The following is a 12,371-nucleotide window of genomic DNA, read 5'->3' on the forward strand; positions in this document are numbered from 1 at the left end:
TCGAACAGCTTCGGGTATCCCATCAGCACGATCTTGGCGTTCGGTGCTCGGGATCGTATCTCCGCAAGGACCACGCCAAGGCTGGTGTGGAACTCGCCAGACAGGCGGGCAGCGCTGGCATCCTCGGCGCCGAGGGTGTCGCCCTCCAGGACGGAGTCCGAACAGTCCGCTCCAAAGACAGCAAAAAACGCGATGATGCATGCTTGGACGACAGGCGGGAAACGCATGTCGTTCCCGCCGATCGAGAGTGTTACGAGCGTCGTGTTCTCGTCCAGGTAGCCCGCGTCAAGTTGCGAGACCATGCCGTATTGGGTCGAGCTGCCGCGCTGGCCTTCCCCGTTAGCGGGTGCGGTTCCCGACGGGACGGTGTAGAACGGCAGCAGGTTCTCGGTCTGCGCGCCGGCACACGCGACGGTGTGGAAGTCCAGGCTCGCGGCATGCTCGTCCGCGCGCGTCCCGATGCTCTGCGTGTCGCCGGGGAGCACTGTCTTGCGAATCCACGAGTTCGTGGAGACGTGGCAGGCGTTGCGCTCTGCCGCGAAGCTGCCGTTGTTGTCGCTCCAGGGCTCGTAGCTGCCGGCGCCCTCGCCGGATGTGTACGAGTCACCCAGCGCGACGACGAAATCGTCCGGCTTGCTTGCTAATGGCTGGAACCCGACGGCGTCCCACGCGATGTCTTCGATGCCAGCGATGCCGTTTGGATCATCCGCGGTCGTCATGACGTTGCTCAGGGATACCGTTGGTGTCCCGTTCACCAGGAACACTCCCAAGCTCACCCACTCATTGCTGTAGCGACGTTGTGGGAGATATCTGGTCTCAGAGTTCGACCCTCCGAGGCCGATCGTGTATGCGGCCTGCTGAGTCCATCCGGCGTGATCAGGCAGGTGCACCCACACCCGCGTCCACTTGTTGGTCAACGAGCTTCCGTACGTCCATGTGCCGGTGATCTTCCCGCTCGGCACGGAGCCCAGTTGCATGTGCGCGAAGTAGAAATGCGCGTTGTAGCCGCCACCACCTTGATGAAGGTCGATCTTCGCCGGATAGTTCCCGTTGCTGTCCGCCGACGCGAAGGTGAACTGGAACGAGCCAGAGGTCGGCTGTCTCGTACACTCCCCCGCTTTTCGTGCAGATTCTTGAGTGGTGTCGTCGACGACCGTCACACCACTTGGCGGCGGCGTGCAGTTTGCGGGGAAACTCGTCAACAACACGTTCGATGGCGCTCCCAGGCTCGGATCAGTGCTGCTGGCCTCGGTGCTATACGTCGGCCACGGGAAACGCTCCGCGCCGTAGCCACAGGACGTCGAACAGTCGGGCTTCCAGGTCACAGGTTGATGCCACCAGCATTGCAGGCTGGTGAGTGCGCATGGCGATGACGCCAGCGGATCACAATAGTTGTCCGCCGTTGTGCAGAATGAACCGAAAGGCGGATCCACGTGCAGCCGGTTCGTCTCCGGGATCGGGGACGCACCGCCTCCCCACCATGCCAGGTTGTAGGACGACACGTAGATCGCGGGGTTCGTGCGCGTCGACGCGTCCGCCTTCTGCGTCTGAACGAGCGCCGATCCCCATGCGGCCCACCCCATCACCTTCTCGGGATATGACCAGTACTGCGGCGTGGCCGCGTCGGCGGCGTGGTTGCCCTGCAGGAAAGGCGCCCGAGAGGCCGGATAGTTGGGGTTGATCGGGTTGTTGGCCCAGCCCAGACCCCACGTGCCGTCCTCGCCCGTGCAGGTGTCACTCGGACTGCACCCTGTCGGGTTGTACTCACCGTTCGGCTGGAGCCCGGTGTTGTACGCCCACACCGTGGCAAACCAGTTCTCAATCCGGGAGGAGTCAGCGTTGTTCATCGTGATTCCGGCCGCAACGAGCTCATTCCACTTCTGCCCGAGCATCCGTACCGCCATCGCGATATTTGCCTCATAGTCAAGAGCGATCTCACGCTGCTTCCGATATGACAGCGCAGTCACTCCAGGTTTCTCGTGACCGGCCAGCCGCATTCCATCGGTGATCTGACCGACCCCATATCCACAGTCCGCATCTGGGTAGTCGATCGTCCACAGCGAGGATCCTCGGTTGCCATAGAAGTCACCGATGAGCGGGTTCCCGGTGTCGCCGGGCTGCGTGTACTTGTCCGCCTGCCACAGGTTCGATTCCTGCATCAGCACACCGAGCACGATCTGCGGCGGTATACCCCCGCCACCGGTTGGGGCCACCAGAGGGAACTCCACCTGCGGCACGTACGCGTCCATCCCCTGTCCACGCCAATTGGCGGGACGAGTCTCCGTGAGCTGACCCTTCACGGCGCGGTCGACTGCCCACTCGATCTGACGGGGTTTGGGCTGGAATGCCTGGTTGCCCGGGTCGTTTCGAGGAACCGCACAGTACCGTTCAGACTCCGCCGGGTCGTGCGGATCGCCCGTCATCGGCACCATTCCGCCGCCGACGGATGCCATCGCGGCAGACGTCGGGGTCGTCGAAGACGCCGGTTGAAACGCCGTGACCGACAAAGCCGCGACCGAACCCGTGACTGCGCTATCGGAACTAGAGGTATCCGCGGACCCCTGGAACATCTCGGATCCATCGTCATCGGCGTGTGATCGTGCCTTGACGGAGGCTGCTACGTCTCCTACGTCGAAGCTCAGCGCTCTGTGCGTCCCAGGCACCTTGGCATTGATCCAGGCGGTCCGAGTCGCAGCGCTCTCCGCATTGACAGCCGTGGCCAGCCCCGCCGGCACAGCAGACTTCACGATCAGTCGACCTTTGTCAGAGATCACGTCACGCGGGCCAGCATCCGGAAGCGCGGTGACCGCGTCGGCCGTTGAAATGTCTGTCCTTAGGTCGGAGCCGAGTAGGAAGAATCCGCCTTGAGGAGAACGACGCAGCCCAAGCTGAGCCACATCACCTGACGCGATCTCCCGCGCCTTGGCCTTACCGGAAGTCGGCATGAGATATGCGGCAGCCTGCCCGTCACCACGTGAGGCGACATAGCCGAGCCTCCCTTGGTCATCGATCGACAAGTCATACGCGGCCCCGGCCGTGGAAGCGAAGACCGATGGCTTTCCATCAGGCGACGCTCGAAGGATGCCCTTCGCCGTCACGGCGTAAACGGTACCGGCCGCGTCCGCGATAGCTGACGTCGCCTGCCCCCCGATCAAGGCACGATTGCGCACGTCTCCTGTGGTTGCATCAACAACCGCCAACAGCGTGGTCGATGCACTGGTATCGACACGGGTGAACGTGACTGTGTCGCCGGCACCGCACCCGGGGTTGAAGTACGCGATCGAGAACCCGGTGCCAAGCTCGCGGACCTTGCCCGTCGCGAACTCCACGATGACGGCGTTGGCCCCGCCCCCGAACCTTCTCTCCGAGTTCGTGATCTCGCGTGGACCGTACACTACGGCCATGTACTTCCCGCTCGAGGTGACACAACTGTTCGAGATCCACAGATTCGTGGCCGCCTCGTAGATCGGTAACGCAGCCACCGCATGCCACTGATAACCCGAATCACCCTCCGCCTGCAACACAGTTAGCCCGTCGGGACCACCCATCACAACCCTCGAGATGTCCCCCGACGTCGACCAGTCCGCGCCAAGGAGAGCATTCCGATCCTTGGCAGGAATGCCGCTCGCCGCCTGATGAATGGTCTTATTCGCTTCCTCGGACGGCGGCGAGTCCGCAGCCACCGCTGAACTCGCAGTTCCGAGGACTACAACCATTCCCACTGTTGCGACGACCGCAACATGTTTCATCACCGCGACTACCGCTCGGCTCACTGTCGATCCTCCACGAAATGAAGCGCGAGTTCTCCGCCGCGCGACGCTTCAATCGTCAGCGTGATTTCTGCGATCATCTTGCTCCCCATCTGGAACAGGTGCCGAGCCAGGTCTGGCTCCGTGCACGGTTTGTGGGCAAACGCTTGATGTCTCTCCGATGCCGCGGCCTCTTCTGCCAACGACGACCAGAGCGGGGCCGACGGTCTAGCCAGGCTTCGTGACCCGGGCGAATGAGTCGTCCGGAATGACGTACTCTCTGTTCCGGTCCGTAACTTCTTTGATGGGATCGCTCGCCGGCGCACGCTTCGCCACCGTTCAGCCGGTGTACGGGTCGAAGGTCAATGACACGCTGAAGTTGACCGTGGGGTACGTTTCGTAGCAGGGCTGGCCGGGCTGCGCTGTGCCGTACATCGTGCCGTTGTCGAAGAGGAACCTGCTGTTGAGTGCGTAGCTCCCATTGGTTGGAATGCTGATGTTCTTCGTAACGCCCAGCTCGTTCTTGTTCCACTCCGCGTACCCGACTTGGGTGCCACCTGAGTTGCGGAGGCCGATGCGGAACCGGGTGGGCAGGTTTCGGTAGGTCGTATTGCAACCGTCCTTGTAGTTGTCGCAAGTGAAGTAGTTCAGCTTCACCTGGCAAACCCCCCACTTCATGGCCCGCCAGGTGCCCCAGCTGATGACGCCCTCGACAGAGCCCGAGGCGCTGCCTCCATGGGAGCCGGTTGCGGTGACAGTGACCATCTTCGCGTTTCCTCTCTTAGGTGAACCGCCCCCGAGGGTCCGAGGACGGGCATTGAAGAAGCCCCGTGTCGCTTCTCAGGCGGCAGGCCTTCTTGGGTTGGTGCTCTACTCACGCAGGTCGCCGACGAAGCCCTTGCAGATGCCGCTCTCGCTCGCAAGTTCCTGATCGCGGATGGTCCCGTCGTCGCGTGTCAACAAGTTTGGGTAGGGCATATCGGGTTGGGTCGCGTCGGCGCGGGCGGCGTAGTCCTTGGAGAGGATTGGGTCATCGTTTAGGAAGTAGGCGTCCCAGGCTGCGTACACGAGCATGCAGTGGTAGATGCCGGCTGCCGTCGTGTACCCGTCCCAGTCGCCGCCGTGTCCCCACTTGCCGGCAGGCGTACCCGTCCGGGTCGCCGGCCAAGCGAAGCCGGGAGGTAGGGGCGCGGTCCAGGCGGCGACTTGCTCGCGGTACTCGGTGTCGCGTGCGTCCTCGGAGACCATCGATGGAGTGGGCGTCGGTGACTCCGGCGTACTCAAGGTCGTCGAGGTGGCGCTCGAGGTACTCGTCGTGATGTCAGCGGATCCTGTGGCGACCGCTTCGCCTGCGGGCGCAGCACACCCAGCGAGCGAGAGCGCAACTGCAACAGCGGATGCACCGAGCTTGCCCCTGGCGACTCGGTTTACACGCCTCCGACGATGCGGCATCGATGGCGACGAGCTCCGTTTCAACGGCCTAACCTTGCCCGGGCCCACCCAAACCGGTGCCCGCTCTGAAGTTCCGGCGCGTGGCCGACTCTGGGATCGCCCCGAACTCTCCGCGGACCGCTACACCATCGCTCATCTTCGCGACGGTGAACGCGATACCTTCCAGTGCCCCCTGGAACGGCACGTTCCCTACAGACGCGATGTCAACATCCGCGTCGGCTGGGATCGGGTGCTGCACAGGCACTGTCAGGTCAGCGGTTGGGTGGGCGTTCAGCCAATTTGCCGTCTCGGCGACACTCGCCCCCGCGATCCTCCAGTACGCAGTCTTAACCGCCATCGGCGCGCACCACCACTCGGTGTGTTGGATGTCGAAATAAGGTGAAGGGCTCGATGCGGAACGGATTGCCCCGGGCGGCAGCGTTGCTCTGGACAACCATCCAGCGGCTTTCTGGCTCGCGGAGTCTTCCGCTGTGCTGGGCGGTGCCGTGGTGAGTTCGGCGGCGGTCGCCCGCGTCGCAAATAGTGCGCCGAGCGGTTGCATCAGAATGATGCCGGCGCCCGCTACCGCGACACGCAGCATCGTGCGGCGAGAGACGTCAGACGGATCGACTCTGGGCATGGACCCCTCCTCCTTGATCAGGTGGGAGGAATACTACGGTCGGGCAAGCCGACGTAAGCAAGCCCCGATCCAACCGTTTCTGCGTTGTCCAACCCGCAAGGAACAAGCTCCAGCGGCGAGATGGAGCCCGACCTCGATACGGATTTGCACCGTTGCCAGGGGGTGGCGACACGAGGAGCCGATAGGCAGGCCGATTTTCGGATCGTGTCTAGACGCATCGATCTCCGGGCCAAAGTTCACTCAAAAGGACTACTGCATCCGCACGAGCGTTGAATCCCGAGTCTGACCTGAATGCCACGGTGCTTCGGTTGGTCGCTCACCACCGTGCATCCGGACCCTAGGATGGGTCTGCTGTAGGAACAGGTGACATCTGATCTGTGGTGCTGTGAGGCCTCGCTGGAAGCGATGAGTACCATGCCCAAGCCCTACCCGCGCGAGTTCCGTGACGATGTCGTCCGCGTCGCCGAGAACCGTGAGCCCGGGTGCCGTTGCGTCAGATCGCGGCGGACTTCGGGATCAGAGAGACCTGCTTGCAGAACTGGATGCGTCAGGCTGCCGTCGAGACCGGGGCCAGGCCCGGGGCGACCGCGGCGGAGAACGCCGAGTTGCGTGAGCTGCGCAAGCGCAACCGGTTGCTGGAGCAGGAGAACGAGGTCCTCCCTCGCGCGGCGGCGTATTTCTCGCGGGCGCATCTGCCGGGAAGATGATGTACCCGCCCGTGGTCGAGCTCGCCGCCGACGGGATCCCCGTCGCGGTGACGTGCCGGGTGCTCAAGCTCGCGAGCCGTTCTACCGCTGGCTCACACGCCCGATCACCGATCGGGATCGCGACGAGGTGTACCGCGCGGACGCGTTGTTGACGCGCATCGGGACGACCCGGAGTTCGGGCACCGGTTCCTGACCGACGAGGCTCGTGATGCTGGAGAGGTCATGTCGGATCGGACGGCGTGGCGGATCTGCCGCGACAACGGCTGGTGGTCGACGTTCGGGCGCAAGCGCGGCAAGAACGGTAAGAAGGCAGGCCCGCCCGTCCACGACGACCTCGTCGAGCGCGTCTTCACCGCCGGCGCCCCGAACCGGTTGTGGTTGACGGACATCACCGAACACAAGATCGCGGAGGGCAAGCTCTACCTCTGCGCGTTCAAGGATGTGTTCTCGAACAAGATCGTCGGCTACTCCATCGACTCGCGCATGAAGTCCCGCCTCGTCGTGAACGCCATCCGCAACGCCGTCGCGCTGCGCGGCGACGTCGCTGGTTGCGTGGTTCACAGCGACAGGGGCTCGCAATTTCGTTCCCGGAAGGTGGTGCGCGAATTGGCATGTCACCGCATGGTCGGGTCGGTGGGGCGAGTGGGCGCGGCTGGCGACAACGCGGCCATGGAGAGCTTCTTCTCACTGCTGCAGCAGAACGTCCTCGACCGCCGCTCCTGGGCAACGCGACAGGAGCTGCGGATCGCGATCGTCACCTGGATCGAATGGACCTATCACCGCCGGCGCCGACAGGCTCGCCTCGGCCGTTTGACGCCCGTCGAATTCGAGACCATCATGACCAACACCCTGGCCCTCGCGGCCCAACCGAAACTGTCACCTATTCCCACAGCAGACCCAACCGATACCGAGCTTCACGGCGATCGTGCGGATTGCCTCGAATTCGGCTCGGATACTCGATCACATAGCGATCGCCCGCGACCAACTAAGGTCGTGGTCGTGAGCGTGTTCACAGCCGATGCGTCCGCACTGCCGACCACGCCCGGAGCTGACGAGCTTAGTGTGAACGCGGATCGGATCTTGGGCACCCGGCGCTCCGCTCTCGTGCTCGCGCTCACCGTCTTCGTGACGACCGTGATCCAGGTCCTTGCACAACCTGTGGCTTTTCTCATCGATGGTGAGGCCGAGTGGACCCTCGAGTTGCCGCCACCGCTCACGCTCTCCATCCTCATCCTCGGGTGCGCCGTACAAGCAGGCGCGTTCTTGTTGAGTGGTCGCTGGCCCGAGGCGACGGTTCTGATCACGACCGCTGTCTATATCTGTCTGGCTGTGGGCCTCGCGGTCCCAACGTGGCTGATCGGCATGTACCTCGTAATGGCGCTGTCGCTGTTCCTGCTGGCAACTCGGAATTCGGTCACCGTCTCAATCCTGTGGCTGGTGGGTGTCGTTGTGGTCACCGTCGGAGCACTGTTCCTATGGACTTTGGCGTACGGAATGTCAATTAATGCCGCAATGGGCTTCGTGACGGCCGAGGCAGTGCGGATCGCCGCGCCAGCGGCCGCCGGCACTGCGCTCGGCGCTTGGTGGGGAACGCAGTCTCGCCGCGTGAGCCTCGCGCGCATCGAGGCTGAGACGGCCAAGCGCTACCACACGCAGCGTGTCGAAGAAGCGCAGCAGCGGGAGCGGGCCCGGATCGCGCAGGAACTTCACGATGTGGCTGGACAGCACTTGGCGGGTCTGATCACCCTTGCCGACGCCGCGCTCACGATCGCCCCCGCGCAGCCGGAAGAAGCGCTGCACCTGGTCGAAGAGGTGCGAAACGAGGGCCGCTTCGCGGCAGCAAGCCTTGCGGGTGCTCTCGCTGATCTGCGCGCAGCAGGCACGGAGCCGCGTGAGATGACCCGGGACCTGCGACAGGCCAATGAGCTCGTCGAGTACTGGCAGACGCGGGGGATGCACATCCGGCTCGCCACGACCGGGCGTGTCGATGAGCTTCCGGCTGTCGTCTCGGCGACCGCGTATCGGTGCGCCCAGGAGGCCATCACCAACGCCGCAAAGCACGCGCCCGGCGCAGAGGTCGATATCGATATTGCCGCGCGGGTGGACCGTCTCGAGGTGACCATCCGGAACGGTCCATCGCCGGCCGGAACCGGCCCAATCGGGGGCCTCGACTTGGGCTGGGGACTCAGCGGGATCCGTGAACGCATCGACCTGCTGCGCGGCACACTGGTGTTCGGACCGACACCAGGGGGTGGCTGGATGATGAGGTTCGTCATCCCGGTCGCCCAACCCGACGGAGACTGAGACCAAGACGATGACGGCCAGACCCACCCCGATCCGCGTTCTGATCGCCGACGACAACCGCTCGGTTCGCAAAGGACTGCGCCTGCAGCTGGAATCAGCAGGTGGCGTACAAGTCCTCGGCGAGGTCTCCAACGGGGCGGACGCCGTCACGGTTGCACGCCGTGAGCGTGCCGACGTGGTGCTCATGGACCTGCAAATGCCTGGATTGAGTGGTGTGGAGGCAACCCGGGAACTTGTCCGATCGACCGAGCCGCCAATCGCGGTCATCGTGATGACCAGTTACGCGATTGACGCGTACGTGACGGAAGCCCTGGACGCGGGCGCGATCGGGTACCTGCTCAAGAGCCACGACTCCGATCAACTGCTGACCGCGATTCGCGCCGCAGTACGTGGGGAGGCCCTCCTCTCTGGACTGGTCACCGCCCCCGTCCTCCGAGAATTCGCGCGCCGCGGAGCAACCGACCACCTCGTGGTCGCTCGACTGTCAACTGCTGAACGGCGTGTCGTCTCCGTGCTCTCCAGCGGCACCACAAGCAACGACCAGATCGCCGAACGTCTAAGCGTCTCCGTCCACACTGTCCGGTCACAGCTGCATTCCGCGTTGAAGAAAGTCGGCGTGGAAGACCGCACCCAACTCGCGCTTTGGGGCGCCCGCAACCATCTGGACCGCGATGCCGATTCACTCATTTGAGTGAACTTGCAGACGCGAAAATAGAGGCTGCTGATGCCTTCGGATGCGAGCGCGCCCGCTTCTCCCGCGTGAAACAGCGGCGCGCGGCCTCCAACAGCACTTACACGTCGTGCGGTCACGCCCCGCGCCCGGACACACAATGTCGTGCACCATCCGCGCCGACATTGATGGGGACATGTGGACGCAACATACCCGCGTTACGCGGTAGCAGACCCGCTCTTCTACGACGAGCCGAGCCGAGCTCGCGAGGCACCGCATGAGCTGTTCGAACCTTCCGATTCCGCCACGTGGGCGACCTGGTCGCCGGCCGACGACGGAACGTGGTCGTTCTGGATGCCGCCCGACGCGACGCTTCCCGAGCAGGGCTGGAAGATTCACGTCGGCGCCACCCTGGCCACAGCGGGCGTCGTCCTCGAGCAAGTGTCCCTGTACTGCCACCGCAACGGGCTCCCATTCAAGTTCCTCCGCGACCGCCGAATCCTGCAAGTGACGCTGAGCAAAGACGGCGATCGCCATGTCACCGGCAAGTTCATCACCATCTACCCGCTCTCACCCGCCGATCTGCACTCACATCTCACCGAACTGGACGCCGCCCTGGCTGGCATGGCTTCGCCGTATGTGCTGACCGACCTCCGCTGGAAGCAGGGTCCCGTCTTCGTCCGCTACGGCGCCTTCACCCGACAGTTCGTGAATCATGACGGTGCCGACGTGCTCGCGGTACGAGATCTGGACACGGGAGTGCTGGTTCCTGACGTGCGAGCAACCGCGTTCCATGTCCCACCATGGGTGCGCATTCCAGACTTTCTCCAGATCGAATTGGACGCTCTCGGGACCACGCCCCCGCAAGGCTTCCCCCGGATTCGGGGCGCGCTGCAATTCTCCAACGCGGGCGGCGTGTATGAGGCGGAGTTGGAAGGTCGACCAGTGATCTTGAAAGAGGCCCGCCCGCACGTCGGGTGGACACCTGACGGCAGAGACGCCGCCGAGCGACTGCGTGACGAGGAGGCGCTCCTTCAGTCTCTGCAGGGCCGAGTCCCTGTGCCAGCGGTTCAAGCCACGTTCATGGCGCACGATCACGCATACCTTGCGATGGAACGCATCGACGCGGTGTCGTTGAGCACCGCGGTCGCAGCCCACAATCCGCTCGTCAGCTCCGAACACTCGCTCGACGTGCGACGTGCATACCGGGAGTGGGCGTTCACCGTTGCTGCTTCGTTGCGGCAGGCGGTAGCCGCGCTGCACGACACCGGGCGGGTGCACGGCGACCTTCATCCCGGGAACATCCTTGTGCGAGGTGACGGCACCGTCATTCTGATCGATCTAGAGATGTCCCGCCCGGTCGACGACGGTGGGTCTGCGGTGATCGGCGCTCCAGGGTTCGTCGCGACAGATGGACGGGACGCGCTCGGTCAAGACCTGTATGCCCTCGCCTGCACCGAGCTGTTCATGTTCGTGCCGCTGATCCCGCTGTTGAACCTCAGTGCGCGCAAGGTGGGCGAGCTCGTCTGCGAAGCAGCAGATCGGTTCGACCTCGGACAGCGTTGGGTCGACGACCATGTCGCAGTCCTGCGTCGGCGGGACACCTCGGCTGCGGTGACAGTCACCGCCCCAGCCACGCCAAGCAGAATCGCGCGAACGCTACTCGCGGATGCCACACCTGAGCGAGGTGACCGGCTGTGGCCGGGCGACCCGGCACAATTCAGGGAGCCGTCCACCAGCCTCGCGCATGGCGCCCTGGGGGTGCTCACCGCGCTGAGCCACGCGAGGGTCCGCCTTGCACCGCAACACCTTGCATGGCTCGAAGACGCTGCGTCTCGCCCCGGCTACCCCACACGTCTCGGCCTGCTCGACGGCTTGGCAGGCGCGGTCTGGGCGTACCGCCGCATGGGACTCCACGACGCAGCCGACCGCCATCTCGTCCGGCTGTCGGACGCCAACCACGACCGACTAGGCTTCGACCTGTACGGCGGACAGCCCGGGGTGGGTCTGACGCTTCTCGCAGAGGGCGGCAGGCATGCGGGGCTGCGAGATGTCGCACTCGGCATCGCGGCCCGTATCCGTGAGCGCTGGCGAGTCTCGGAGCCGCAGTCAACAGTCGCTACCGGCAGAGGCGGACTCCTGCACGGAGCGACGGGTAGCGCCCTGTTTGCGATGCGGCTGTACGAGGCCACCGGCGACGCCGAGCACCTCCGCATCGCAACCGAGGCAATCGACTTCGACCTTTGCTCACTGAAGGAGTCGGCAGACGGTGCGCTCCATGTCGACGAGGGATGGCGTCTGCTCCCTTACCTCGGCAACGGGTCCGCAGGAATGGGTATCGTCCTCACGCAGCTGCTCACTCATCTGCCGGGCCACAGCCGCTATCTCGAAGCCCTCGATGGCATCACGCGCGCGGCAATCGCGCCCTTCACCATCCAAAGCGGGCTCTTCCAGGGGCGCGCCGGCCTAATCCAATCTCTCCTTGCGCTCGAGCAGGCCGGGTTGGCCACGCCTGCAACTTCTGCCGCTCTGCATCATCACATCTCCGCGTTACAGCTGCACGCAGTGTATGTACAAGACGAGATTCGCTTCGCCGGCAACGGGCTGTTGCGCGCATCCTGCGACCTGGCAACCGGGGCCGCCGGAGTGCTCACCACGTTGATCGACTACGACGCCCACGTGAGTGGACTGCCACACCAACCGGTCTGTGTCCCCTACCTGACACCGTTCGATGGGGTCGAGGATCACTCGCCGCAACCCGCGGCCCGACCCAGTGAGGGAGGTGAGAATCTTGGGCTACCTCCTGTCCCTGCAGTCGCTCGACCGTGCTGACTACAACAAGTCGGACCTGCTGTTTGCCAGCACGCTGA

General features: G+C 64.2%; 6 protein-coding genes and 2 pseudogenes. 4 read left to right on the forward strand and 4 right to left on the reverse strand.

What is annotated here, in order from left to right:
- The 4 genes and pseudogenes from BJ991_RS18730 to BJ991_RS00020 form a co-directional block, all read right to left on the reverse strand.
- Positions 1–3,683 (reverse strand): annotated as a pseudogene (locus BJ991_RS18730) (GDSL-type esterase/lipase family protein); the annotation flags it as partial.
- A gap of 405 nt (positions 3,684–4,088) precedes the next feature.
- Positions 4,089–4,514: a hypothetical protein gene (locus BJ991_RS00010; protein ID WP_179486433.1), complete on the reverse strand. Its 426-nt coding sequence runs from the start codon at positions 4,512–4,514 to the stop codon at positions 4,089–4,091.
- A 105-nt stretch (positions 4,515–4,619) separates the two neighbouring features.
- On the reverse strand, positions 4,620–4,997 hold the full coding sequence (locus BJ991_RS00015; RefSeq protein WP_179486434.1) for a hypothetical protein: 378 nt from the start codon (positions 4,995–4,997) through the stop codon (positions 4,620–4,622).
- A 232-nt stretch (positions 4,998–5,229) separates the two neighbouring features.
- Entirely contained in the window at positions 5,230–5,820 is a 591-nt protein-coding gene (locus BJ991_RS00020; RefSeq protein WP_179486435.1) for a hypothetical protein, read from the reverse strand.
- Between the two features lie 414 nt (positions 5,821–6,234).
- Here BJ991_RS00020 and BJ991_RS00025 point away from each other — a divergent pair.
- The 4 genes and pseudogenes from BJ991_RS00025 to lanKC all read left to right on the forward strand — a co-directional run.
- Positions 6,235–7,388 (forward strand): annotated as a pseudogene (locus BJ991_RS00025) (IS3 family transposase); the annotation flags it as partial.
- Positions 7,389–8,039: 651 nt separating this feature from the next.
- Entirely contained in the window at positions 8,040–8,831 is a 792-nt protein-coding gene (locus BJ991_RS18235) for a sensor histidine kinase (RefSeq protein WP_246301137.1), read from the forward strand.
- A 10-nt stretch (positions 8,832–8,841) separates the two neighbouring features.
- On the forward strand, positions 8,842–9,522 hold the full coding sequence (locus tag BJ991_RS00035; RefSeq protein ID WP_179486436.1) for a response regulator transcription factor: 681 nt from the start codon (positions 8,842–8,844) through the stop codon (positions 9,520–9,522).
- 177 nt (positions 9,523–9,699) lie between these two features.
- Entirely contained in the window at positions 9,700–12,333 is a 2,634-nt protein-coding gene (gene lanKC / locus BJ991_RS00040) for a class III lanthionine synthetase LanKC (protein WP_179486437.1), read from the forward strand.
- Positions 12,334–12,371 lie beyond the last annotated feature (38 nt).

The sequence above is a fragment of the Microbacterium immunditiarum genome, from assembly GCF_013409785.1.
Classification (GTDB): Bacteria; Actinomycetota; Actinomycetes; order Actinomycetales; family Microbacteriaceae; genus Microbacterium; species Microbacterium immunditiarum.

Bases quoted from the DNA above. Each gene is read 5' to 3' on its own strand.
- BJ991_RS00010 (WP_179486433.1), bottom strand. From the start codon at position 4,514: ATGGTCACTGTCACCGCAACCGGCTCCCATGGAGGCAGCGCCTCGGGC.
- BJ991_RS00015 (WP_179486434.1), bottom strand. From the start codon at position 4,997: ATGGTCTCCGAGGACGCACGCGACACCGAGTACCGCGAGCAAGTCGCC.
- BJ991_RS00020 (WP_179486435.1), bottom strand. From the start codon at position 5,820: ATGCCCAGAGTCGATCCGTCTGACGTCTCTCGCCGCACGATGCTGCGT.
- BJ991_RS18235 (WP_246301137.1), top strand. From the start codon at position 8,040: ATGGGCTTCGTGACGGCCGAGGCAGTGCGGATCGCCGCGCCAGCGGCC.
- BJ991_RS00035 (WP_179486436.1), top strand. From the start codon at position 8,842: ATGACGGCCAGACCCACCCCGATCCGCGTTCTGATCGCCGACGACAAC.